A 23,196-nucleotide genomic window follows, 5' to 3' on the forward strand; every position below is an offset into this window, starting at 1 on the left:
CAAGATGGCGCCATGAACACCTACACCGTGCGGCCCGACGATGGCGGGCCGCTGCCGGTGGTCGTCATGCTGATGGATGCGCCGGGCGTGCGCGAGGGCCTGCGGGAAATCTGCCGACGGATTTCGCAGTCCGGCTATTTCGTGCTGCTGCCCAATCTCTACTACCGCTCGACCCGCGAGTTCGTCTGCGGGCCGACGCGCAATCACCCCGACGGCGAGGCCAACCTGAAGCGGATGTTCGGCCTGATGGAGACGCTGTCGAATGCCAGGGTGGCGGCGGACACGGGCGCGGTCCTCGATGTGCTGCCGACGCTGCCCGACGCGAAAGCCGGCAAAGTGGGCCTAGTCGGCTACTGCATGAGCGGCGCCTTCGTCACGGCGGCGGCGGCGAAGCATCCGGATCGCATTGGCTGCTTCGCGTCCTACTATGGGACGCGCCTGATCACCGACAAGCCGGACTCGCCTCACCTGATGCTGGGCGACATCACCGCCGAGGGCTACTACGCCTTCGCCGAGCACGACACCTACGTGCCGCTGTCGGACGTCGCGAAGTTCGAGAAGCTCCTCGCTGCCGCGCCGTTTCCCTCGAGGGTCGAGACCGAAGCCGGCACGCATCATGGCTACGCCTTCTCCGACCGCGGCAACCTGCACGAGGCCGCGCGCGAGAAGCATTACGAGCGGATGCTGGCGCTCTATCGCCGGCACTTGAGTTAAGCGCACCAACTCACCCCGAGGAGCGGCCACCGGCCGAGTCTCGAAGGGTGAGCAGCAATCTTGTCGTTGCCCATCCTTCGAGACGGCGCTTGCGCGCTTGCTCGGGATGAGGAGAGGGAGTTGGAACATGCTGAACGGCATCCACGGTCACCAGGACATCGAGCGCGTCGTCTATGGCCGGCCGGCGGGCGCGGAGCTGCGGGCCGAGGCCGAGCGGCTGGGCGCGAAGCGCGTTTTCATCACGACCTCGAAGTCGGTGGCGCAGAGCGCGTTGCTCGCGTCCGTGGTCGACGGTCTGGGTGAACTGCACGCGGGCACCTATGCCGGCATCACGGCACACTCGCCGCGGCCCTGCGTGGTCGAGGGTGCCGCGATGGCGCGCGCGGCTGGCGCCGACCTGATCGTGGCGGTGGGCGGCGGGTCGGTGATCGACGCCACCAAGACGATCCTGATCGCGCTCTGGCAGAACGTGCAGGCGGTCGACGACCTTGATGCCTATCGCGCGGGCAAGCCGAGGGAGGGCGCTGCGCCACCCTCCGAAGCGATCCGGCCGCCGGTCGATGCGATCCGCATGATTGCCGTGCCGACAACGCTGTCGGCCGCCGAATTCAATGCCTTCGCCGGCATCTCCGATCCGCGCAAGGGCATCAAGGAGAGCTTCGGTCATCGTCTGATCGTGCCCCGGGTCATCGTGCTCGATCCCGCGGCAACCCTGGCGACGCCGATGGACCTCATGCTCTCGACGGGGCTGAAGGCCGTCGACCATGCAGTCGAGCGGCTATGCTCGCAGCAGGCCCATCCGTTCGTGCTGGGCACCGCCACCGAGGCGCTCAAGCTGCTCGCCCGTGCGCTGCCGGCGCACAAGGCGAACCCGGACGACATGGCGACGCGGCTCGACCTGCAGTTCGGCATGTGGCTGTCGATCGGTGCCGGTACTTCGGGCGTCGGCGTGGGGGCGAGTCACGGCATCGGCCACGTGCTAGGCGCCGCCTGCCACGTGCCACACGGCCATACATCCTGCGTGATGCTGCCGTCGGTCCTGCGCTGGAACCTGCCGGCGAATGCCGAGCGGCAGAAGCGAGTAGGCGAGGCGTTCGGCCAACCGGGCGCGGCGGCGGGCGACCTGGTCGAGGGTCTGGTGAAGTCGCTTGGGCTGCCGGGGCGTCTTTCGGAAGTCGGCGTCGGACGGGACCGCTTTCGCGAGATCGCCGAGAAGTCGATGCACGACCGAGCGGTGCTGAACAACCCCCGGCCCATCAAGGGGCCGGAGCAGGTCATGGAGATCCTCGAACTCGCGGCTTGAAGCGACATGACCCCATGAATTCTTCTCGTGAGCCCGCAGGCTACCGAGAGGCTAAAGCCACACGATCTAAAGGGGGCAAACGCTTCAAGTCACGGTGAAACCATGATCGACGTCCGAACTGCCGAATCCGCCATTGCGAGGCCGCCGCTGGCCGCCTGGGTCGATGCGCCGGTGAACTATCTGGCCGATCTCAGCATCAAGCCGGTCACCTACAACCCACCTCATGGCACCGGGCTGCCGCGCCGCGAGGGCAACTATCGCGACTTCACGATGCGCATCCACGATGCCCGCCCGATTGCGCGCGACCTGTCGCTCGACCGCCAGGCTTTCAAGCTGGTTCATCATGAAACCGAGGTACGCGACTTCTACGACGAACAGGAAGTGCGAACGAGGTACCACGCGGAGGTCGAGGCGCTGATCAAGCGCGAGACCGGTGCGTCGAAAGTCGTGGTGTTCGACCATACGGTGCGCACGGCCGATCGTGCGGTCGAACGCGGCCTCCGTACGCCGGTGCGTAGCGTCCATTGCGACTATACGGAGAAGTCGGGCCCGCAGCGCGTGCGCGATCTGCTGCCCGCGGAAGAAGCGGAACGCCGACTCGCCAAGCGCTTCGCCGAGTACAATGTCTGGCGCAGCATCGCCCCGGAGCCTGTCGAGATGACGCCGCTGGGCCTCGTCGATTCCGAGAGCCTTGCGCCGCGCGATCTCGCCATTTGCGATATCGTGTATGCGGATCGCACCGGCGAAATCTACCAGGGCGTCTACAACGCCGATCATCGCTGGTTCTACTTCCCGAAGATGACGCGGGAAGAGGCGATCATGATCAAGTGCTACGATTCGTTGAAGGACGGCCGCGCCCGCTTCTCGCTGCATTCCGCCTTCGACGATCCAAACACGCCGACCAACCCGAAGCCGCGGCAAAGCATCGAGGCGCGCGCGTTCGCGTTTTTCGACTAGGCGCTTTCACACGCGCCGGGCGGCAAAGCATCGAGGCGCGCGCGTTCGCGTTTTTCGACTAGGCGCTTTCACACGCGCCGGCGGGCGGCAGCGTCTTCTGAGGCGCGAGAGCCCGCACGCTTCAAATTGCGCACCTCTCGCTCGCGGCGATCGTCTCCAAGTGCTCCACCAGCTCCTCGGGATTGCTGAAGAACGGCGAGTGGCCGGATTCCAGCCTCAGAACCTTGCAGGGGGTCGCTTTCACCATCGTTCGCTGCAGGGCAATGCGGATGGCATTGTCGTGGATGCACTCGATATACCAGCGCGGCACCGAACCGAAGCGTTCCTCGGTCAGCGTCACCGGCGTCGTCGAGATGGCCAGCGGCTGCGGCCGCAGCCGCTCCATCGCCTTATAGCGGTCCTCGGGCGAGACGTCGGCGTAGAACAGGCTCGGCAGCTTGTCGCGCGCGAAGGTGTAGGTCTTGCCATCGGGGCTGACCTGGCGTGAAAGACGGAACAGCGCGTCGGGTTCGAGGGCGGTCATGTCCTTCCCGCTCTTGCCCGAGGTTGGCAGCAGTGCGCAGAGATAGACCAGCGCCTTCAGTTTCCGGCGCCGGGCCTCGGCGAGCTGGCTGATCGTGATGCCGCCCAGCGAGTGGCCGACCAGGATGACCTGGTCCTCCATCTTGTCGAGCAGGCGCGCGAGTTTTTCGACATTGTCGGCGAGCGTCACGTTGGCGGGTGGCGTATGGTCGTTGCCCAGGCCTGGCAGATCCGGCGCGCAAACCTTGTGCCCGGCCGCTTCCAGCAGCGGCACGACCTTCTCCCAGCACCAGCCGCCGGTGCAGGCGCCATGGACCAGCAGGAACGTCGCCACGCTCAGGCCTTCCCGACGACGGTGCGCGCGCCGGGCGCAGGCACGAAGAAGTCGGGCATCAGCCTGGTGCCGGGCGAGACGGCATACTTGTCGAAGTCGGTGACGCCCTCGGCCGCCAGCACCTCGTCGTCGATGAAGAAGTTGCCGGTGCAGTCGCGCGCCGGGCGGCTGAAGATCGCGTGCGCGGCGTCGGCCATGATCTCGGGCTTGCGGCACTGCTTCATGCCCTCGTCGCCGCCCAGGATGTTCTGAATGGCCGAGGTGGCGATGGCGGTGCGCGGCCACAGACAGTTGAAAGCCAGTCCCTTGTCCCTGAATTCGGCGGCCATCGACCAGGCGAACACCGACATGCCGTACTTTGCGAGCGTGTAGGCCGGGTGGTTGGCGAACCACTTCACGTCGAAATCGAGCGGCGGCGACAGGTTCAGGACGTGCGGGTTGGCAGCCTTCATCAGGTGCGGGATGCACTTCTGCGAGACCATGAAGGTGCCGCGCGCGTTGATCTGATGCATCAGGTCGTAGCGCTTCATCGGCGTGGCCAGCGTGCCGGTCAGGCTGATGGCGCTGGCATTGTTCACCAGGATGTCGATGCCCCCGAACTTCGCGACGGTCTCGGCCACCGCCTTGTCGACGCTCTGCTCGTCGCGGATGTCGCAGGCGAGCGGCAACGCCTTGCCGCCGGCCTTCTCGATCTCCTCGGCCGCGGTAAAGATCGTGCCCGGCAGGCGCGGGTCGGGCGTCACCGTCTTCGCGGCGATGGCGATGTTGGCACCGTCGCGCGCGGCGCGAAGTGCGATGGCCAGTCCGATCCCGCGGCTCGCGCCGGTCACGAACAGGGTTTTGCTAGCCAAGCTCATGGCGTCCCCAAGAATTCCTCGGGCTCTATAGCCGGGGCAAGGGAGCGCCCGCTAGTCTCGGCTCACTCAGGGGAGGCATGCATGAATCCGTGCTTTGAAACGGCCACGCGTCTAGCGCGCGCCATACGAAACGGGCGGCTGAGTTCCGTCGAGGCAACGCGATCGCATCTCGAGCGGATCGCCCGCGAGAACCCGGCTTTGAATGCCCTGGTCGTCGTCGACCGGGACGGTGCCCTGAAGGCTGCCCGGGCCGCGGATCGTGCTCTCGCGGCGCGGAAATCGGACGGCATGAAGCCATTGGGGCCGCTGCACGGGGTTCCCATCACCATCAAGGAGGCGTTCGACGTGGCGGGTCTGCGAACCACGTCCAGCCACCCGCCGCTCGCGGACAATGTCGCCACGCAGGACGCGACTCTGGTGGCCCGTCTCCGGGCCGCCGGAGCGGTCATCCTCGGCAAGACGAACGTGCCCGAACTTTGCGCAGACTTTCAGACCGACAGCCCGATCTTCGGCACCACGAAGAACGCCTGGGACGAACGCCGGACGGCGGGCGGCTCGACCGGCGGTGGGGGCGTCGCGGTGGCGGCACGCCTGTCGCCGTTGGAACTGGGCAGCGACATCGGCGGCTCGGTGCGCAACCCGGCCCACTACAACGGCATCTTCTCGCTGAAGCCCACGGAATGGCGCGTGCCTGGCCATGGCCATGTCCCCGACCTGCCGGGCGCGACGCGCAGCACCCGCTACATGGGCACGTTCGGACCGCTGGCGCGCTCGGTGGACGACCTCGACATCGCGCTGCGGGTCATCGCAGGGCCGGACGGCTACGAGGCTGAGGCGGGGCCCGTACCGCTCGGTCCGACGCCCAGGCTCTCGGCCAGGGGCCTGCGCATCGCCGTCCTGGCCAGCAACCCGCTGGTGCCGGTGTCGGCTGACACGGCGGCGGTGGTGGAGGCGACCGCAAAGCGGCTGTCGAAGGCGGGCGCCCGGGTGAAGCCGGCCGCACCCGATGGGTTGGACTGGCAGCAGGGGTGGGACGACTGGGCGGACCTGTTCCAGTACATGATCCTGAGTGCCCAGCCCCTCGCCGAGCGCGAGCGGCACTTCCGCAAGAGCCATTCAACCGATCCGACGGCGCGTTCGGTCGCGCGTGCGGCGCATCTGAACATGGCCCAGTTCTTCGCCGTCCTCGACCGGCGCGATCGGCTGGCCCGCCAGTGCGAGACCTTCCTCGACGACTACGACGCCTGGCTGATGCCGGTGATGCCGGATGCGGCTTTCATCCGTCAGTCGCAGAAGCGGCCGCTTACGATCGACGGCGTCGACCATCCGTATTTCTTCGCCGGCACTGCCTACAACTTCCTGGCCAACCTGACGGGCCAGCCCTCGATCGTGCTGCCCTGCGGCTTCTCGAAGGAGGGAATGCCGATCGGCCTGCAGCTCACCGGCAGGCGCTGGGGCGAGGCGAAACTGCTGGGCGTCGCGAAGGTGCTGGAGACGCTTCTGCCGCCCTGCCCGGTGCCGCCTGCCTATGCGTCGTAGTATCTCGGCGCCGTCCTGAACGCTCACATCGTTCGATGCGCTCAGGACGACGAAAGAGGCCGGTCAGTCCACCTTCACACCGGCCTTGTCGATAATCGGCTTCCATTTGGCGAACTCGGCCTTCTGGTAGGCTCCGAAGACGTCGGGCTTCATCTGCTCGGGCGTCGGGATGTCCTGGCCAAGGTCCTCGAGCTTGCGGCGAATGTCCGGGTCCTGAAGGGCCTTCACGGCGGCGGCGTTGATCTTGTCGATGATGTCCTTCGGCGTTCCCTTGGGCGCCCAGAGCCCATGCCAGATCGCGACCTCGATACCGGGGAAGCCGGCTTCGGCGGTGGTGGGGACGTCCGGCGCGGCCGCCGTGCGCTGCTTGGCCGTCACGGCATAGACCTTGAGCTTGCCGGCGCGGATGTGGGGCAGCGAGTTCGACGACTGGTCGATCATGATCTGGATCTGGTTTGCGATCAGGTCCTGCACGGCGGGGCCGGTGCCGCGATAGGGCACGAGCTGGTAGTTTGTGCCGGTGACCGCGAAGAAGGCCAGCGCGCCGATATGCGAGCCGGAGCCGAGGCCAGCGGTGCCGCCCGAGATCTTGTCGGCATTGGCCTTGAGGTAGGCGACCAGCTCCTTCAGATCCTTGGCCGGAATCTGGTTGGAGGTCACGACCAGCAGCGGATTGGAAGGCAGCAGGGCGATCGGCTCGAGGTCGTTGATCAGGTCGTAGTTCAGGTTCTTGTAGATCGCGCCGTTCACGACGTTGGTGCCGAGATGGCCGATGCCGATCGTGTAGCCGTCGGGCGCGGAGCGGGCGAGCTTGCCCATGGCGATCGAGCCCGCCGCGCCGGTGACGTTGTCGATGACGATCTGCTGGCCGAGTTCCTTGCCCATGCGCTCGCCGAGGATGCGGGCCATAACGTCGGTCGGGCCACCGGCCGCGAAGGGCACGATGAGATTGATCGGCTTGTTGGGATAGGCCTGGCCGAAGGCCGGACCGGTAGCGGCCACGGCAAGCAAGGCGAGAGCAACTCTACGCAGCATGGCAATTCCTCCCAAGGCTTCTTTGTTGGGAGGAGCCTAGCGTCAACTCCCGGCGGGCTCCATCGTCACCAGCACGGTCCGGTTGGAAACCTGCTGCCCCTCCTGGACGGAGAGGGCGGCGATGCGGGCGTCGAGGGCGGCCTTGAGCTGGTGCTGGATCTTCATGGCCTCCAGAACGATCAGGGTCTGGCCGCGCACGACCGTGTCGCCGGGCGCGACCTTGATCGCGACGATGCGGCCGTCCATCGGCGCCCGCAGCTTGCCGTCGCTCCCGGCGGCGGCGGCCTCGGGCGGCGCGTAGGTGCGGTCGCTGAAGCGCACGGTCAGGGCGTCGAGATCGAGCACGATGTCGGCTCCGTCGATATGGAACGGGACGTCGGGTGTTTCGGCCTCCCGGACCTGCAGAAGGCGCTGCGTTCCGCCGGCGGCCAGCCGGATCGGCGTCGGCTCGGGGTTGGAGTTGCGCCAGCCGCGCAGCGACGGCGGATACTTCCGGGCGGAGGCCTGCCAAAGAAGTTGGGCGGCGGCGTTCCAGTGGGCGTCGCTGATCGCGGGTGCCGGAAACCGGTGCTTGGCGAGAAAGCCCGTTGTGGCCTCGCCCGCCGCGAAGTCGGGATGCTCCAGCAGGCGGATCAGGAAATGCCGGTTGGTGGTCGGCCCCAGCACGACCGTCTCGGCGAGCGCACGGATCAGCCGCACCCGCGCTTCGTCGCGCGTGGCGCCGTGCGCGATCACCTTGGCGATCATCGGATCGTAATGGGGCGAGATGGCGAGCCCGTCCTTCATGCCATGATCGATGCGCACGCCGGTCCCGGTCGCCGGCCGCCACACGTCGATGCGGCCGGTCTGCGGCAGGAATCCGCCATAGGCGTCCTCGGCATAGAGCCGGACCTCGATCGCGTGGCCGTCGAACGTCACCTGATCCTGCGTGAGCGGCAACATTTCGCCGCGCGCGACGCGGAGTTGCCACTCGACGAGGTCAAGGCTGGTGATGGCCTCGGTCACCGGATGCTCGACCTGCAGGCGGGTGTTCATTTCCAGGAAGTAGAAGGCACCATCGGCGCCCAGCAGGAACTCGACCGTACCGGCGCCGCGATAGCCGATGGCCCGCGCGGCGGCGACGGCGGCTTCGCCCATGCGGGCGCGCAATCCCGGGTCGACGGCAGGCGAGGGCGCCTCCTCGATCACCTTCTGGTGGCGGCGCTGCACCGAGCAGTCGCGCTCGCCGAGATGGATGACGTTGCCGTGGGCATCGGCAAAGACCTGGATCTCGACATGCCGCGCATCGACCACGGCTTTTTCGAGGATCAATTCGCCCGAGCCGAAGGCGCTCTCGGCCTCGGTCCGCGCCGTGCGGATCGCCTCCAGTAGGTCGCCGTCGCCCTCGACCAGCCGCATGCCGCGCCCACCGCCGCCGGCGGCAGCCTTGACCATGACGGGCAGGCCGATCTTGCGCGCCTCGGCTTCGAGATGGGCATCGCTCTGGTCGGGGCCCTGGTAGCCAGGCACGCAGGGCACGCCGGCGTCGATCATGCGGCGCTTGGCGGCCGCCTTGTTGCCCATCGCCGCGATCGCCGAGGGCGGTGGGCCGATGAAGACGATGCCGGCCTTGTCACAGGCCGCCGCGAAGGCCTCGTTCTCCGAGAGGAAGCCGTAGCCGGGATGGACCGCGTCGGCGCCGCTCCTGCGGGCGGCGTCAAGGATGCGCTCGATACTGAGATAGCTCTCGCCGACGGGCGGTGGCCCGATGCGCACCGCCTCGTCGGCGAAAGCGACGTGCGGCGCGTCCCTGTCGGCATCGGAATGGACCGCGACGGTGCGGTAGCCCATCGCCCTGGCCGTGCGCATCACGCGCCAGGCGATCTCGCCGCGATTGGCGACCAGGACCTTGCTGAAGTTCATCACTCGACCGCCCAGCGTGGCGGACGCTTCTCTGCGAAGGCGCGCAGACCCTCGCCGGCTTCAGGGCCGCGGCGTGCCTCGGCGAACCTGTCGGCGGCGAAATCGAGCACGTCCGACAGGGGTTCGGTCCCGACCCTCATGACCACCTGCTTGGTCAGCGCATTGGCGATCGGTGCGCACTTGTCGATCTGCTTCAGCACTTCTTCGAGCTTGGCGTCGAGCGCGGCCGAGTCGGGTACCAGATAGTGGGCGATGCCCAGCCTCAGCGCTTCGGCGCCCTTGAAGCGCGCCGCCGTGAGCGCGAGGTGCCTCGTCTGCGGCACGCCGATGCGCACGGCGACGAAGGGCGCGATCTGGGCCGGCACGATGCCAATGGCCGTCTCGCTCATGGCGAAGCCCGCGCCCTCGGTGCAGATGGCCACGTCGGAGACGCAGAGAATGCCGAAACCGCCCGCGATGGCGTAGCCCTCGACCGCGGCCACGACGACCTGCGGCGTGTTGTTCATCATCTCCAGGAAGGCGCCGAACTGGCGGTTCCAGACCGCGATCGGATCCTTCTCGCCGGGCTTGGGCTTGTCGGTGAAGCTCTGTTCCATGTTCTTGAGGTCGGCGCCCGCACAGAAGGTGCCGCCGGCCCCGCGCAGGATCACGACCTTGATGTCGCGTCGGTCGCGCAGGATCGTGAACACCGACTTGAGTTCGCCGATCAGCGTCGGATTCAGCGCGTTCTTCACCTCGGGCCGGTTCAGCGTCACGTAGAGACGCGACCGCTCGCGACGGAGGATGAGGGCTTCGTACTTGTCGGCAAACTCGGCCATGGAAACTCCGGCGCTCAGCGATTTTCGAGACGGGGCAGCGTGCCCATGTGCTTGGAGATGATCTGCAGCATCACCTCGTCCGCGCCGCCGCCGATTGAGGCAAGGCGGGAATCGCGGAAGGCGCGGGCGGTCGGCGATTCCCAGAGATAACCGGCGCCGCCCCAGTATTGCAGGCAGCCGTCGGTGACGAGGCGTACCATGCGGCCGGCCTTGAGCTTGGCCATCGACGCGAGCATCGTGACGTCGGCGCCGTCGAGATACTCCTCGCAGGCGCGATAGCAGAGCGAGCGCACAAGCTCGATCTCGGTGCGCAGCTCGGCCAGCTTGAAGTGGATCACCTGGTTGTCGAGGAGGGGGCGGCCGAACACCTTGCGCTCGCGGGTATATTCGATCGTCTGGTCGATCAATCGCTCCATGCCGACGACGGCGCTGATCGCGCCCCACAGCCGCTCCTCCTGGAACTGCTGCATCTGGTAGACGAATCCCATGCCTTCCTGGCCGATCAGGTTCCGCACCGGCACCTTCACCTCGTCGAGGAATATTTGGGCGGTGTCGGAGGAGCGCATGCCGAGCTTGTCGAGCTGCTTCACCACCTCGACACCCTTGGTCTTCATCGGCAGGCAGATCAGCGACTTGTTCTTGTGCACCGGGCCATCGCCCGTGCTGGCCAGCAGGCACATCCAGTCGGCCTGCGTGCCGTTGGTGGTCCACATCTTGCCGCCGTTGATCACCCAGTCGCCGCCCACCTTGCGCGCCGTGGTCTTGATAGACGCCACGTCGGAGCCGGCGCCGACCTCGGAGACGCCGAGGCAGGCGACGTAGTCGCCGGCGATGGAGGGCGCGAGGAACTCCTTGCGCAACGCGTCGCTGCCGTATCGGGCGAGGGCCGGCGTCGCCATGTCGGTCTGCACGCCGATCGCCATCGGCACCGAACCGCACTGGATGTGACCCAGCTCCTCGGCCATCACCATGGCGTAGGAATAGTCGAGACCCATGCCGCCATACTCGGCCGGCTTGTTGATGCCGAGCAGGCCGGCATTGCCAAGCTTCTTGAAGACCTCGTGGGCGGGGAAGATGCCGGCCTCTTCCCATTGATCGACATGCGGGTTGATGTCCCGGTCGATGATCGCCCGCAGCGTGCGGCGGATCTCGTCATGTTCCTGCGTGAACTGCATGGTCGGCTCCTAGCGATTGCCCAGCCGCGGGAGCGTGCCCATCAGCTTGGAGATGATCTGCAGCATGACCTCGTCGGCGCCGCCGCCGATCGAGCCGAGGCGGCCGTCGCGATAGCCGCGGGCCACGGGATTGTCCCAGAGGTAGCCCGCGCCACCCCAGTATTGCAGGCAGGCGTCGGAGACCTCGCGGCGCAGGCGGCCGGCCTTCAGCTTGCCCATCGAGGCGAGCATGGTGACGTCCTTGCCGGCGAGATAGTCCTCGCAGGCGCGATAGACGATGGAGCGCAGCGCCTCGACTTCGCTCTTCAACTCGGCCAGGCGGAAATGGATCACCTGGTTGTCGAGCAGCGGCCTGCCGAAGACCTTGCGCTCGCGCGTGTACTCGATGGTCGCGTTGATGATCCGCTCGCAGGTATTGAGCGAACCCGCGCCCGCCCACAGCCGCTCCTCCTGAAACTGCTGCATCTGGTAGGTGAAGCCCATGCCCGGCTGACCGATCGTGTAGCGCACCGGCACCTTCACCTCGTCGAAGAAGGTCTGCACGGTATCCGACGCGCGCATGCCGAGCTTGTCGAGCTTCTTCACGATCTCGATACCCTTGGTCTTCATCGGCACGACGATCAGCGACTTGTTCTTGTGGGCGGGGCCGTCGTCGGTGCTGGCCAGCAGGCACATCCAGTCGGCCTGGGCGCCGTTGGTGGTCCACATCTTGCCGCCGTTGATTACCCAGTCGCCGCCGACGCGACGGGCGGTCGTCTTGATCGAGGCGACGTCGGAGCCGGCGCCGGTCTCGGATACGCCGAGGCAGGCGACATAGTCGCCACTGATCGAAGGTGTCAGGAATTCCTTGCGCAGCTCGTCGCTGCCGTAGCGGGCGAGGGCGGGCGTCGCCATCGATATCTGCACGCCGGTCGCCATGGGGATCGAGCCGCCGTTCACCCATCCCAGCGATTCGGCGCAGATCATGGCATAGGAGAAGTCGAGTCCGGAGCCGCCGAATTCGACCGGCTTGTCGACACCGAGAAGACCGGCATCGCCCATCTTCTTGAACAGCGCATGGGCCGGGAACTGCCCGTCCTTCTCCCACTGGTCGACGTAAGGATTGATCTCGCGATCGATCAACGTCTTCCAGGTCTGGCGCAGCGCCTCGTGCTCGGGGGTGAATTTCATGGCTACATCCTTGCCCTACATGCGGGCGACGCCGAAGGTGATGGGATTGAGCGGCCGCACCATCGATTCACGGGCGATCGAGAGTGTGAAGGCCAGGACCCGACGCGTGTCTCGCGGATCGATGATGCCGTCGTCCCACAGGTGGGCTGTACCGTAGAGTGCGGTCGATTCTCGCTCGAACTGATCGACGATGCCCTTGAACATCTTGTCGATCTGCTCGTGCGGCGGCTCCTTGCCCTCGCGCAGGAACTTCTGTTCGGTCACGGTCTTCATGACGCCGGCCGCCTGCTCGCCGCCCATCACGGCGGTGCGGCTGTTGGGCCAGGCGAAGATGAAGCGCGGGTCGAAGGCGCGACCGCACATGCCGTAGTTACCGGCGCCGAACGAACCGCCGATCACGATGGTGATCTGCGGGACGGTCGCGTTGGCCACCGCCTGGATCATCTTGGAGCCATGCTTGACGATACCGCCGCGCTCGCTTTCGGTGCCGACCATGTAGCCGGTCGTGTTCTGCAGGTAGACGATGGGTGTGCCCTGCTGGCAGCAGAGCTGGATGAACTGAGCGGCCTTCACGGCACCTTTGGCGGTGATCGGCCCGTTGTTGCCGATCAGCGCGACCGGCTCTCCCTCGATGGCAGCCCAGCCGCAGATCGTCTGCTGGTCGAACAGCCCCTTGAATTCGAGGAAGTCCGAGCCGTCGACGACGCGGGCGATCACCTCGCGCACGTCGTAGGGGTCCTTGTGCGACGGCGGGACGACGCCGCACAGTTCCTCGACGTCGTAGAGCGGTTCCTTGAAGGACCGCTCGGCGCGCGGCGGCAGCCGGTCGTTCCAGTGCCATTTGGCGATCACGTCGCGGGCCATGCGGATGCCGTCGGCATCGTCCTCGGCCATCCATTCGGCGACACCCGAGACGGTGGCGTGCATCTCCGCGCCGCCAAGGTCCTCGTCGGTCGCGATCTCGCCGGTCGCGGCCTTCAGCAGCGGCGGGCCGGCCAGGAACACCTTGGCCTGGTTGCGCACCATGATCACGTAGTCCGAGAGGCCGGGCAGGTAGGCACCGCCCGCGGTGGACGATCCGTGCACCACCGTGACCTGTGGGATGCCGCGCGCGGACATGCGGGCCTGATTGGCGAAGCCACGGCCGCCGGGCACGAAGATTTCGGCTTGGTAGAGCAGGTTGGCGCCGCCGGATTCGACCAGGTTCACGACCGGCAGCTTGTTCTCCATCACGATCTGCTGCACGCGCTGGCCCTTGCGCTGGCCGGAGGGCGCCACGGTGCCGCCCTTGATGGCGGAGTTCGAGGCGGTCACAACGCAGCGCACGCCCTCGACGTAGCCGATGCCGGCGACCGAGCCGCCGCCGGCGCTGGATCCGTCCTTGTCGTCGTGCATGCGGTAGCCGGCGAGCGGCATCAATTCGAGGAACGGCGCGCCGCGATCCAGCAGCAACGCGATGCGCTCTCGCGGCATCAACTGCTTACGCTTGGCAAAGCGCTCGCGCGACTTTTCGGAGGCCGCCTGGACACTGGCCTCGGCCGCACGGAACTCCGCGATGGCGGCGAGCATGCGTTCGCGGTTCTGCTTGAACTCGTCGCCGTTGCGATCGATCTGGCTTTCGAGGATGGGCATGTCGTTCTCAGCCGCCCAGGACCTTGGGAGTCTTTGCGAGGTGGAAGCCGTTGAAGGGCTTCGATCTGTCCGTCGCGGGCAGCTCGACGGAGCGGTTGGCGAGCGGCACGCCGCCGTCGATGCGCAGCTCGGTCCCGGTCATGTAGGCCGAGGCGTCGCTCAACAGGAAGCAGACGGCGGCGGAGACCTCGCTCTCGGTGCCGAGCCTGCCCAAGGGGCAATAGCCCTTGAGCTTAGGGATCTGTTCCTTGAATTCGCCGGTGTAGGTATCCATGCCGGAGGAGGCGATCCAGCCGGGCGCCACGGAGTTCACACGCACCCCGGCGGCCGCCCATTCATAGGCCAGAGTCATGGTGAGGTTCGCCATACCGGCGCGTGCCGCGCCGGTATGCACCATATTGGGAAAGCCGTTGCGATAGTCGGCGGTCATGTTGACGATCGAGCCGCCGTGGTTCTGCATGGATTGCGTGAACACCTCGCGGCTGACGATGAAGCCGCCGGTCAGGTTGTTGCGCACGACGACTTCGAAGCCCTTGGCGCTCAAGTTTGCGGCGGGCGAGGGGAACTGGCCGCCGGCATTGTTGAAGAGGCCATGGATGCGGCCGTTCTTCGCCACGATCGCGGCGACGGCCTCCTTGACCTGGGCTTCCTCGCGAATGTCGAAGACGTGCGTCTCGCAGGTGCCGCCCGCGGCCTCGATCTCGGCTTTCACCGTGTGGAGCTTCTCTTGCTTGCGCCCGGTGATCACGGCGTGAGCGCCGAGTGCTGCGATCTCGTGCGCGGTGCAGCGCCCGATGCCGCTTCCGCCGCCGGTCACGACGATGGTCTGGCCCTCAAACAACCCCGGTTTGAAGACCGAGCGGTACGACATGCTTCCTCCGATGAATGGCCGTTTACCGGCCTATTTGACGTTTACGTAAAGGTCAAGTAAGCCCCCATGGCTCTGCCGACTGGAGGAATTCGCTCATGAGCTTGCAGGAAATCACCGCGAAAATGAAGGAAGGCGCTTCGAAGAAGTCGGCCTTCGGAAACAGCGTCAAGTTCGCCACCGACCAGGGTGTCGTTCACATCGACGGCAACCAGACCCCGCCCGACGTCACCAACGACGACAAGCCGGCTGATTGCACCATCAAGATGGATTTCAGCGACTTCGCCGACCTGATCGGCGGCAAGCTGGACGGCATGACCGCGTTCATGACCGGCAAGCTCAAGATCGAAGGCGACATGGGCGTCGCGATGAAGCTGCAGTCCATTCTTCGCTGAGCCGCTCTCCCGCGGTCTCGCACCAAGGGCCCCTTCGCGGGGCCCTTTCCATGTGTGCGACTTGCCTCTGCGTTCAGTCGTCGCTTTCGATCATCCCGCGAATGCGACTCGCCAGGTCTTCCATGACGAACGGCTTGGTCAGCAACTGCATGCGCGGCGCCAGCTGGGCATTGCCGATGATGGCATTCTCGGCGTAGCCGGTAATGAATAGGACCTTGAGGTCCGGCCGCGTGACGCGCGCGGCATCGGCCAGCTGGCGGCCGTTCATGCCGCCCGGCAGGCCCACATCGGTGATCAGGAGATCGATGCGCGCGTCCGACTGGAGAATCCTGAGCGCCTCGGGCCCGTCCTTTGCCTCGACCGCCGCATAGCCCTGGTCATGCAGCACGTCGATCACGAGCATGCGGACGGTCGGCTCGTCATCGACGATCATCACCGTCTCGCCCGCCTGGGCGCGCGCCGGCTCCATGCGGACCGCGACGGCGGCGTGGTCGGCTTCAGTGCCATAGTGGCGGGGCAGGTACAGGCACATCGTCGTCCCGTGCCCCAACTCGGAGTAGATCCGCACCTGGCCGCCGGACTGACGCACGAAGCCGTAGACCATCGACAGGCCGAGCCCGGTTCCCTGTCCCATCGGCTTGGTGGTGAAGAAGGGATCGAAGGCGTTGGCCATCACTTCCGGCGTCATGCCGGTGCCGGTATCGGTCACGCAGACCGAGAGATACTGTCCCGGCGGCAGGTCGCGTTCGGCAGCGGCGCGCTCGTCGAGCCATTTGTTGGCGGTTTCGATCGTGATGCGGCCGCCGTCGGGCATGGCGTCGCGGGCGTTGATGCAGAGATTCAGCAGCGCGTTCTCGAGCTGCGGCGCGTCGATCAGCGTCGACCAGAGGCCGCCGGCGGTGACGACGTCGACGGCGATCTGCGGCCCCACGGTGCGCCGTAGCAGCTCCTCCATGCCCATCACGAGACGATTGACATCGGTCGGCTTCGGATCGAGTGGCTGGCGCCGCGAAAAGGCGAGCAGGCGGTGGATGAGTGACGCAGCCCGACGCGAGGCCGAATGAGCGGCCATGATGTAGCGGTCGGCGTCGTCCACGCGCCCCTGGCGGACCCGGGTGCGCAGCAGCTCGAGCGAGCCCATGATGCCGGTGAGCAGGTTGTTGAAATCGTGTGCGATGCCGCCCGTGAGCTGGCCGACCGCTTCCATCTTCTGTGACTGGCGCAGAGCCTCCTCGGTGGCGCGCAGGCGTTCCTGCTCCCTGATCCGTTCAGCGATGGCGTCGTTCACGCGCTGCTCGAGCGTCTCGTTGAGCCGCTGCAGGGCGACTTCCGCCTTCTTTCGCGCCGTGATGTCCTGGAAGAGAACGGCGACCTGCCGCCGGCTCGCCGGCTCGATCCGAAACGCTGCCAGCTCGAGCTGCCGGCCGGTGGCGACCAGCTCCTGTTCGAAGCGGATCGGCTTTCCGGTCCGCAGTACGGCGCCGTAGCGGGCAACCCAGGCATCGGCCTCGTCGGGAACCATTTCGCGCAGCTTCTGGCCGACGACATTGGGAATGCCGGCATGCTGTGCGTAGGCGGGATTGGCTTCGATGTGGATGTAGTCGCTCAGCGGGCCGTGCGGTCCGTCGAAGAACTCGATGATGCAGAAGCCTTCGTCGATCGATTCGAACAGGGTCCGGTAGCGCTCCTCGCTTTCGGCGAGGGCCTCTTCAGCCTCGCGCAGGCGTGCGGTACTGCCATCTCGCGCCTTCAGTCGCGCGTTCTCGGCTTCGAGCTCTTGCAGCCGATCGGCCAGCCGCTGGATCTCATCGGGTGTCACGACCTTCGCCCACCACGTACTGGAGATGTGACCATCGTCTCGTTCTTGAGGACCGGCGGGAAAGCCGCGACCACAACGTCGGAATCGCGACAATGTTCCGGCACGGTCAAGCCTGCCTGCTCTTGTGATAGTGGCGCTTCGCCTTGGCGCGATTGCCGCACGACGACATGGTGCACCAGCGCCGCCGGCCGGCGCGGCTTTCGTCGACGAACAGGTAGAGGCATTCCGGATTGGCGCAACGGCGCACCTTCGCCCGCCTTGCGCCGGCCAGCAGGTCCCCCGCCGACCAGAGCACGGGCGCCAGAAGCGCCAGCGCGGTGCCGGATTTCATGTCGATTTCCCAATCGTAGCGATCGTCGGCGTGCCTGAGAGTCTTGCGGGCGGGCGCGGCCGCGAGGGCCGCGTTCAGCGCCTCGAAATCGCGGCCGGCAGGGGCCTTGCCCTGGGCGACGGCATCGAAAACCCGGTGGATCGTCTCGCGAAGTGTCAGGGCCTGCTCGAATTCCTTCTGACTGGGCGGTTTCGGCGCCCTTGTCCAGATGGCGAGGTCCGCCGGTCCCTTGAGCGTTTCCGTGGGCGTTTCCTGACCGCGCCAGAAGCGTGTGTTCGCGAAGTCGAGGCAGAGATCGGGATTCATCGACCGGGCTTACTAACCGGTCGACCGGTTGACAAGGCGGGCGTCAGGAAATAACCATATAACCGGTTATATAGTAAAAAAGAGGAGATTCCTTTGTTCGATCACGTTTCCATCGGCGTTGCCGACATTCCCCGCGCCCGGGCCTTCTATGACGAGGCGCTCAAACCGCTCGGCTATGCGCGTCTCAGCGACGGCGAGACCTCGCTCGGGTACGGGAAGAACGGGGTCGGCCTGTGGATCGGCAAGGCGGCGAAGCCGGTGAAGCCTGACATGGAGTCGGGCCTCCACTTCTGTTTCGTGGCCGAGGACCGCAAGGCGGTCGATGCCTTCCATGCGGCGGCCCTCAGGAGTGGCGGCAAGGACAACGGCAAGCCCGGTCTCCGTGCGGACTACAGCCCGACCTACTATGCCGCTTTCATCATCGACCCCGATGGCTATCGCATAGAGGCCTATTGCGGGAAGTGATCGGACCAGCTTGAAGGAACGTCTGCCGCCGTCGATCCTGGCGACGGCCGACACCTGCGAGGCGATCATGGAAACGAGCACGGTCCGGTCCGCCACCCCGGCGGAGGAGGCGGCGGCGATCGCCACGCTCACGCTTGCGTTTGCGACCGATCCGGCAACGCGTTGGACGTGGCCGGATCCGCAGGCCTATCTCGCCGCTTTTCCGCATTTCGCCAGGGCGTTCGGCGGCGCGGGCTTCGCGAACGGCGGCGCCCATGTCGTCGGCAACCATGCCGGTACGGCCCTGTGGCTGCGGCCGGGCGTCGAGCCGGACGGTGCGGCGTTGGGCGAGTTGATGCGTACCACCGCGTCAATCCCATCTATGACCGATGGCATGCAGGTGATGCAGCAAATGGCCGATTTTCATCCGCGCGAGCCGCACTGGTATCTGCCGCTGATCGGCATCGACCCGAGGCATCAGGGCAGAGGCTTGGGCGGCGCGCTGCTCAGCCATGCACTGGCGATCTGCGATCGCGAAGGCACGCTCGCCTATCTCGAATCGTCTAACCCACGCAACGTGCCGCTCTACCAGCGTCACGGATTCGAGGTGAGGGGCCGCATCCAGCATGGCAGCTCGCCGACGCTGGTGCCGATGCTGCGCAGGCCGCAGCGGCGGCCCTGAGGCTCAGGCCGCCTTCTTGCCGTGGTGGCTGTGGAGCTTCGTGCTCAAAACGCGGCGGATGGCATTGAACTCCGGGCTCGCCACGTCGCGCGGTCGCGGCAGGTCGAGTGCATTGTCGCTCTCGATGCGGCCAGGGCCCGGCGTCATCACGACCACGCGGTTGGCCAGCAGGATCGCCTCCTCGACCGCATGCGTGACGAAGACGACGGTGAGCTTGGTCCGCTCCCAGATCTCCAGCAGTTCGTCCTGAAGCCGCTCGCGCGTCATGGCGTCGAGCGCGCCGAACGGCTCGTCCATCAGCACGAGCTCGGCATCGTTGGCCAGCACGCGCGCGATCGCCACGCGCTGCTTCATCCCGCCCGAGAGCTGGTGGGGGTAGGCGTTGGCGAACTTGGCGAGGCCGACCAGGTCGATGAACTTGTCGACGATCTGCTTCACCTCGGCGCCGCCGAGACCGCGCGAGGCGGGACCGAAGCCGATGTTGTCGCGCACGCTCAGCCACGGAAAGAGCGCATAGTCCTGAAAGACCATGCCGCGCGACGGATCGGGGCCTGCGATCGGCTTGCCCCACATCAGCGCCTCGCCGGACGAGGGCTGGTCGAAGCCGGCCATGATGCGCAGCAGGGTGGACTTGCCGCAGCCCGATGCGCCGATCAGGCAGATGAACTCGCCCTTGTTGATCGACAGATGGGCGTCCGAGAGGGCATTGATCGTCTGGTCCTGCAGCTGGAAGACCTTGGACACGCCCTTGATCTCGATGATCGGAGTCGCGGTGTCAGCCATGGTGGTTGGGGCTCCAGCGCAGCAGATAGTTGCCGATCGTCACGACCACGCGGTCCGAGATGTAGCCGGCGAGGCCGATCACGATCATGCCGCAGATCACCAGTTCGGTACGCGACAGGGTGCGGCCGTCCATGATCACGGCTCCCAGTCCCTGCGGCACGCCGGTCATCTCGCCGACGACGATGACGAACCAAGCAAGGCCGAGCCCGAGCCGCAGGCCGGTGAAGATCGAGGGCGCGGCGGCCGGCAGCACCACCTTGTAGAACTGCGCATTGCCGCGGCAGCCCAGCATCGACGCGGCCTCGAACAGCTTTGGGTCGACCGAGCGCACGCCGAAGATCGTGTTCAACAGGATCGGATAAAAGGCGCCGAGGCAGACCAGCGCGAACGCCGACTTAGCCCCGAGGCCGAACAGGATCATCGACAGCGGCAACCAGGCCGTCACCGGGATGGGCCGCATCACCTGCAGGAACGGGTCGAGCAGCATCCGGGCCGTCGGAACGCGGCCGATCAGGACGCCGATCGGCAGCGCAAACAGGGCCGCCAGCGCGAAGCCGCCATATACACGGCTCATCGAGGCCAGCAGGTGTGTGGTCAGCGTCGCGGAGTAGGCATCGTCGTAGATGCCGCCCGCGGCGAAGTCGACCATGTACTCGGCGACCTGGTAGGGCGTCGGGATCAGCCGCGTCCATTGCTGCGTCGTCGCCACCTGCCAGAAGGCCAGCAGGAGCAGCGGCACGATCAGCGCCAGCACCGTGGGCTTGAAGCGTTTCCAGGTTGAGTTCGCACCCGAGCGCGGCGCGACGGCGGCGGGTGCCGCCGCCGGGGACGCTGTCTCGACGATCGCCATGCGCTGCGCTCCGCCTTCGCCTGCCGGTTAGCTGGCGATCTCGTTCGAGAACTTCGGGTTGAGGAAGGTGTCGAACTTCGGCAGGGCGCGGATCTGCTTCAGTTCGAGCATGTGCTGGGCATAGGTCTTGGCCTGGCCCTGCACCTTGTCGTCGAGCTTCCAGACATACTCGACATTGTCGGCGCCGAGCGCCTGCTCGACCGCGGCGCGGTTGGCGCCGAGCTTCTGCACCGTCATGTCGACCACGGCCGGCTTGTTCGCCGACATGAACTCCACCGCCTGGCGGTGGGTCTTCAGGACCGTGCGGATCATGTCGGGGTTCTTGCCGACGGTCTCCTCGTTGGTGCCGATGATCATGTTCAGGCCGCCCATGGCGGTGCCGTAGGGATATTCGACGAGCTGGCCGGCGCCGGAGGTGATCGAGAGCGCCGGGCCCGGCTCGGCGCCGACATAGGCGTCGATGTCGCCGCGCGAGAGCATCGCCGGCATCTCGCCGAACGGCACGCGCACCGACGTGATGTCCTTGAGCGTCAGACCTTCCATCCGCATGCGCTCGAGGATGAACACTTCCTGGGTGGAACCGGGCCAGATGCCGACCTTCTTGCCCTTCAGGTCCTTGATCGTCTTCACGTCGGAGCCGGCCTTGGAAATCACGCCCATGCCGCGGTTGGACATTGCGCCCACCACGACGACCGGTTCGCCGGCGGCGGCGCCCAGGATGCCGGCGGCGATGCCGAACGTACCGAGGTCGACCGACTTGGTGACCACCGCGTTCTTGCAGTCGGTCGGGCTGTCGAAGGTGATGATCTCGATCTTCAGGCCCGCCGGCGCGAACTTCTCGTAGAAGTGAGGCGGCATCGAATGGACGAGGCGCAGCGCGCCCATCTTGACCGTCTGCCCGCCTTGCGCGCGCAGGATGGACGGCGCGGCCAGGGTTCCCATGGCGGCAAGGCTGGCCCCGGCCAGCAGACGACGACGATTGATCATGAATTGCCTCCCAAGCAGTTCCCTTGGAAGGCAACAAGCGTGCCAATCGTGTTGCTGCCCCTTCAAAGGGCAGGTGCCGCGGAGGAGCGGAGGGGGCATGACCCCATCGCCCTCGTGAGACGAGGGCGCTTCCCCTTTGCGCAATCCGCAAAGGGGAAGAGCTTGAGGCCGTTAGAATCCGACCGCAGCGCCGTCGCGGCGGCTCTCGGAGGCGCCGAGATAGGCACCGCCTTCGGGGAAGCGCCAGATGATCTGGCTCGATCCGAAGTCGAAGCTCGGCATCTTCGTCCGCGTCAGGCGATGGCCGCGGCTCTCCAGCCCGTCGAGCGTGCCCTGCGGCATGTGCTCTTCCGTCCAGACCGTGCCGTCGGTCTCGTGCACGCGCCAGCGCGGCGCGTCGATCGCGGCCTGCGGGTTCTGGCCATAGTCGATCATGCGCGAGAAGACCTGCATGTGGCCCTGCGGCTGCATGGCGCCGCCCATCAGGCCGAATGTCGCCACCGGCCGGCCATCCTTTGTGATGAAAGCCGGGATGATCGTGTGGAAGGGACGCTTGTTCGGCCCGACCTCGTTGGGATGTCCCTTGGTTGTGACGAAGCCGGTGCCGCGGTTCTGCAAGGCAATGCCGGTGCCGGGCACCACGATACCCGAGCCGAAGCCGGTGTAGTTGGACTGGATCAGCGACACCATCATGCCCGAGGCGTCGGCCGTGCCGAGATAGATCGTGCCGCCGTCCTTGGGCGTGCCGGGACCGAAATCCTTGGCCTTCTTCGGATCGATCAGCTTGGCGCGGCTCTTCAGGTAGGCCTTGTCCAGCATCTGTGCCGGTGTCACTTCCATGAAGCGCGGGTCGGCGACGTATCGGTAGATGTCGGCGAAGGCGAGCTTCATCGCCTCGATGCGCAGATGCGCGACCTCGGGACCGTCACAGTCGAGGCCGGCCAGCTCGAAGTTCTCGAGGATGCCCAACGCCATGCAGGCCGCGATGCCCTGGCCCGATGGCGGGATCTCGTGCAGCGTCGTCCCGCGATAGGCGAGTCCGATCGGGTCGACCCAGTCGGGCTTGTGCGCCGCCAGGTCTTCCTTGCGCAGCATGCCGCCGGTCTCGCGGGCATACTTGTCCATCGCCTCGGCGAGTTCGCCCCGATAGAAGGCCTCGCCCTTGCTCTCGGCGATCTTGGTCAGCGTCTTCGCCTGGTCGGGGAACTTCCAGAGCTCGCCGGGCTGCGGCGCGCGGCCGTTGGGCAGGAAGGCCTTCACCCAGCTCTCCTGGCCCTTCAGCCGGTCGATCGCGCGGTTCCACTGGTGCGCCACCATGTAGGAGACGCGGAAGCCGTCATGGGCGTACTTGATCGCCGGCTCGAACAGGTCGGCGAAGGGCAGCTTGCCGTAGCGCCTGTGCAGTTCCATCCAGAGCGACACGGCGCCCGGCGTCGTCACGCAGCCCCAGCCGACATGGGGCATCTTGTCGAGGCCGGCATACTTGTCGGGCGTCATCAACGCCGGTGAATGGCCGTGCGCGTTCAGGCCGACGAGCTGCTTGCCGTCCCACAGGATGCAGAAGGCGTCGGCGCCGATGCCGTTCATCGTGGGCTCGACCACGGTGATGGCGGCCGCGCTGGCGATCGCCGCATCGACCGCATTGCCGCCCTTGGCCAGCATGCGCAGGCCGGCGGTGGACGCGAGGTGCTGGGACGTGGAGACGACATTCTCGGCGAAGACCGGCAGCTTCTTGGTCGAATAGGGGAAGTCGTACGTGAAAGACGGCACCTC

22 protein-coding genes are annotated in these 23,196 nt (G+C 66.4%); 7 read left to right on the forward strand and 15 right to left on the reverse strand.

The genetic code is table 11. The annotated features are described in order from the left end of the window. The first annotated feature begins 12 nt into the window (after positions 1–12). From LJ725_RS19460 to LJ725_RS19470, 3 genes are all read left to right on the forward strand, one after another. Complete coding sequence (locus LJ725_RS19460) at positions 13–714, forward strand: dienelactone hydrolase family protein (RefSeq protein ID WP_230552361.1); 702 nt, start codon at positions 13–15, stop codon at positions 712–714. A gap of 127 nt (positions 715–841) precedes the next feature. Beyond that, positions 842–2,017, forward strand: coding sequence for an iron-containing alcohol dehydrogenase (locus tag LJ725_RS19465; RefSeq protein ID WP_230552362.1), 1,176 nt, complete (start codon positions 842–844; stop codon positions 2,015–2,017). 102 nt (positions 2,018–2,119) lie between these two features. Beyond that, positions 2,120–2,974 carry a CmcJ/NvfI family oxidoreductase gene (locus LJ725_RS19470; RefSeq protein WP_230552363.1) on the forward strand — a complete coding sequence of 285 codons (855 nt, stop codon included), beginning with the start codon at positions 2,120–2,122 and terminating at the stop codon, positions 2,972–2,974. A 121-nt stretch (positions 2,975–3,095) separates the two neighbouring features. Here the strand turns inward: LJ725_RS19470 and LJ725_RS19475 are convergent, their stop codons facing one another. Further along, on the reverse strand, positions 3,096–3,830 hold the full coding sequence (locus tag LJ725_RS19475) for an alpha/beta fold hydrolase (RefSeq protein WP_230552364.1): 735 nt from the start codon (positions 3,828–3,830) through the stop codon (positions 3,096–3,098). Between the two features lie 2 nt (positions 3,831–3,832). Then, on the reverse strand, positions 3,833–4,687 hold the full coding sequence (locus tag LJ725_RS19480) for an SDR family oxidoreductase (RefSeq protein WP_230552365.1): 855 nt from the start codon (positions 4,685–4,687) through the stop codon (positions 3,833–3,835). Positions 4,688–4,768: 81 nt separating this feature from the next. Here LJ725_RS19480 and LJ725_RS19485 point away from each other — a divergent pair, with 81 nt between their 5' ends. After that, complete coding sequence (locus tag LJ725_RS19485) at positions 4,769–6,226, forward strand: amidase (protein WP_230552366.1); 1,458 nt, start codon at positions 4,769–4,771, stop codon at positions 6,224–6,226. Between the two features lie 63 nt (positions 6,227–6,289). On the opposite strand, the gene LJ725_RS19490 is transcribed toward LJ725_RS19485, so the two are convergent. The 7 genes from LJ725_RS19490 to LJ725_RS19520 are packed head-to-tail and all read right to left on the reverse strand — an operon-like array spanning position 6,290 to position 14,829. Continuing rightward, positions 6,290–7,261 (reverse strand): Bug family tripartite tricarboxylate transporter substrate binding protein, encoded by a 972-nt coding sequence (locus tag LJ725_RS19490; protein WP_230552367.1) that lies wholly within the window; start codon positions 7,259–7,261, stop codon positions 6,290–6,292. A gap of 42 nt (positions 7,262–7,303) precedes the next feature. Beyond that, positions 7,304–9,163 (reverse strand): acetyl/propionyl/methylcrotonyl-CoA carboxylase subunit alpha, encoded by a 1,860-nt coding sequence (locus LJ725_RS19495; RefSeq protein WP_268990757.1) that lies wholly within the window; start codon positions 9,161–9,163, stop codon positions 7,304–7,306. Further along, positions 9,163–9,981, reverse strand: coding sequence for an enoyl-CoA hydratase/isomerase family protein (locus tag LJ725_RS19500; protein WP_230552374.1), 819 nt, complete (start codon positions 9,979–9,981; stop codon positions 9,163–9,165). Before LJ725_RS19500 ends, LJ725_RS19495 begins: the two co-directional genes overlap by 1 nt. A 14-nt stretch (positions 9,982–9,995) precedes the next feature. Next, on the reverse strand, positions 9,996–11,156 hold the full coding sequence (locus tag LJ725_RS19505) for an acyl-CoA dehydrogenase family protein (RefSeq protein WP_230552375.1): 1,161 nt from the start codon (positions 11,154–11,156) through the stop codon (positions 9,996–9,998). Positions 11,157–11,165: 9 nt separating this feature from the next. Continuing rightward, positions 11,166–12,326, reverse strand: coding sequence for an acyl-CoA dehydrogenase family protein (locus LJ725_RS19510; protein WP_230552376.1), 1,161 nt, complete (start codon positions 12,324–12,326; stop codon positions 11,166–11,168). 15 nt (positions 12,327–12,341) lie between these two features. After that, positions 12,342–13,958, reverse strand: coding sequence for an acyl-CoA carboxylase subunit beta (locus LJ725_RS19515; protein ID WP_230552377.1), 1,617 nt, complete (start codon positions 13,956–13,958; stop codon positions 12,342–12,344). Between the two features lie 7 nt (positions 13,959–13,965). Further along, a complete protein-coding gene (locus tag LJ725_RS19520) occupies positions 13,966–14,829 on the reverse strand; it encodes an SDR family oxidoreductase (RefSeq protein WP_230552378.1) in 864 nt (287 codons plus the stop codon). Positions 14,830–14,924: 95 nt separating this feature from the next. Between LJ725_RS19520 and LJ725_RS19525 the strand changes: the two genes are divergently transcribed. Next, positions 14,925–15,221 carry an SCP2 sterol-binding domain-containing protein gene (locus LJ725_RS19525; RefSeq protein WP_230552379.1) on the forward strand — a complete coding sequence of 99 codons (297 nt, stop codon included), beginning with the start codon at positions 14,925–14,927 and terminating at the stop codon, positions 15,219–15,221. A 73-nt stretch (positions 15,222–15,294) separates the two neighbouring features. On the opposite strand, the gene LJ725_RS19530 is transcribed toward LJ725_RS19525, so the two are convergent. Together LJ725_RS19530 and LJ725_RS19535 are read right to left on the reverse strand one after the other, a co-directional pair. Next, positions 15,295–16,974, reverse strand: coding sequence for an ATP-binding protein (locus LJ725_RS19530; RefSeq protein ID WP_408015758.1), 1,680 nt, complete (start codon positions 16,972–16,974; stop codon positions 15,295–15,297). Between the two features lie 172 nt (positions 16,975–17,146). Next, on the reverse strand, positions 17,147–17,677 hold the full coding sequence (locus tag LJ725_RS19535) for a CGNR zinc finger domain-containing protein (protein WP_230552381.1): 531 nt from the start codon (positions 17,675–17,677) through the stop codon (positions 17,147–17,149). A gap of 93 nt (positions 17,678–17,770) precedes the next feature. Between LJ725_RS19535 and LJ725_RS19540 the strand changes: the two genes are divergently transcribed. After that, entirely contained in the window at positions 17,771–18,142 is a 372-nt protein-coding gene (locus LJ725_RS19540; protein WP_230552382.1) for a VOC family protein, read from the forward strand. 67 nt (positions 18,143–18,209) lie between these two features. After that, complete coding sequence (locus LJ725_RS19545; protein ID WP_230552413.1) at positions 18,210–18,803, forward strand: GNAT family N-acetyltransferase; 594 nt, start codon at positions 18,210–18,212, stop codon at positions 18,801–18,803. Positions 18,804–18,806: 3 nt separating this feature from the next. On the opposite strand, the gene LJ725_RS19550 is transcribed toward LJ725_RS19545, so the two are convergent. The 4 genes from LJ725_RS19550 to ggt form a co-directional block, all read right to left on the reverse strand. Next, complete coding sequence (locus tag LJ725_RS19550) at positions 18,807–19,586, reverse strand: ABC transporter ATP-binding protein (RefSeq protein ID WP_230552383.1); 780 nt, start codon at positions 19,584–19,586, stop codon at positions 18,807–18,809. After that, positions 19,579–20,436, reverse strand: coding sequence for an ABC transporter permease (locus LJ725_RS19555; RefSeq protein WP_230552384.1), 858 nt, complete (start codon positions 20,434–20,436; stop codon positions 19,579–19,581). The genes LJ725_RS19550 and LJ725_RS19555 overlap by 8 nt, the downstream gene beginning before the upstream one ends. Positions 20,437–20,463: 27 nt before the next feature. Next, positions 20,464–21,423, reverse strand: a complete 960-nt coding sequence (locus LJ725_RS19560) for an ABC transporter substrate-binding protein (RefSeq protein WP_230552385.1) — start codon at positions 21,421–21,423, stop codon at positions 20,464–20,466. 171 nt (positions 21,424–21,594) lie between these two features. Continuing rightward, complete coding sequence (gene ggt / locus LJ725_RS19565; protein WP_230552386.1) at positions 21,595–23,193, reverse strand: gamma-glutamyltransferase; 1,599 nt, start codon at positions 23,191–23,193, stop codon at positions 21,595–21,597. Positions 23,194–23,196: the final 3 nt, after the last annotated feature.

This window comes from Reyranella aquatilis (assembly GCF_020880995.1).
Taxonomy (GTDB): domain Bacteria; phylum Pseudomonadota; class Alphaproteobacteria; order Reyranellales; family Reyranellaceae; genus Reyranella; species Reyranella aquatilis.

Excerpts from the sequence above, each read along its gene's own strand:
- LJ725_RS19480 (WP_230552365.1), bottom strand. The coding sequence starts at position 4,687 with ATGAGCTTGGCTAGCAAAACCCTGTTCGTGACCGGCGCGAGCCGCGGG.
- LJ725_RS19520 (WP_230552378.1), bottom strand. The coding sequence starts at position 14,829 with ATGTCGTACCGCTCGGTCTTCAAACCGGGGTTGTTTGAGGGCCAGACC.
- LJ725_RS19525 (WP_230552379.1), top strand. The coding sequence starts at position 14,925 with ATGAGCTTGCAGGAAATCACCGCGAAAATGAAGGAAGGCGCTTCGAAG.
- LJ725_RS19545 (WP_230552413.1), top strand. The coding sequence starts at position 18,210 with ATGGAAACGAGCACGGTCCGGTCCGCCACCCCGGCGGAGGAGGCGGCG.
- LJ725_RS19550 (WP_230552383.1), bottom strand. The coding sequence starts at position 19,586 with ATGGCTGACACCGCGACTCCGATCATCGAGATCAAGGGCGTGTCCAAG.
- LJ725_RS19500 (WP_230552374.1), bottom strand. The coding sequence starts at position 9,981 with ATGGCCGAGTTTGCCGACAAGTACGAAGCCCTCATCCTCCGTCGCGAG.
- LJ725_RS19505 (WP_230552375.1), bottom strand. The coding sequence starts at position 11,156 with ATGCAGTTCACGCAGGAACATGACGAGATCCGCCGCACGCTGCGGGCG.
- LJ725_RS19535 (WP_230552381.1), bottom strand. The coding sequence starts at position 17,677 with ATGAATCCCGATCTCTGCCTCGACTTCGCGAACACACGCTTCTGGCGC.
- LJ725_RS19460 (WP_230552361.1), top strand. The coding sequence starts at position 13 with ATGAACACCTACACCGTGCGGCCCGACGATGGCGGGCCGCTGCCGGTG.
- LJ725_RS19485 (WP_230552366.1), top strand. The coding sequence starts at position 4,769 with ATGAATCCGTGCTTTGAAACGGCCACGCGTCTAGCGCGCGCCATACGA.
- LJ725_RS19465 (WP_230552362.1), top strand. The coding sequence starts at position 842 with ATGCTGAACGGCATCCACGGTCACCAGGACATCGAGCGCGTCGTCTAT.
- LJ725_RS19510 (WP_230552376.1), bottom strand. The coding sequence starts at position 12,326 with ATGAAATTCACCCCCGAGCACGAGGCGCTGCGCCAGACCTGGAAGACG.
- LJ725_RS19470 (WP_230552363.1), top strand. The coding sequence starts at position 2,120 with ATGATCGACGTCCGAACTGCCGAATCCGCCATTGCGAGGCCGCCGCTG.
- LJ725_RS19515 (WP_230552377.1), bottom strand. The coding sequence starts at position 13,958 with ATGCCCATCCTCGAAAGCCAGATCGATCGCAACGGCGACGAGTTCAAG.
- LJ725_RS19490 (WP_230552367.1), bottom strand. The coding sequence starts at position 7,261 with ATGCTGCGTAGAGTTGCTCTCGCCTTGCTTGCCGTGGCCGCTACCGGT.
- LJ725_RS19555 (WP_230552384.1), bottom strand. The coding sequence starts at position 20,436 with ATGGCGATCGTCGAGACAGCGTCCCCGGCGGCGGCACCCGCCGCCGTC.
- LJ725_RS19495 (WP_268990757.1), bottom strand. The coding sequence starts at position 9,163 with ATGAACTTCAGCAAGGTCCTGGTCGCCAATCGCGGCGAGATCGCCTGG.
- LJ725_RS19560 (WP_230552385.1), bottom strand. The coding sequence starts at position 21,423 with ATGATCAATCGTCGTCGTCTGCTGGCCGGGGCCAGCCTTGCCGCCATG.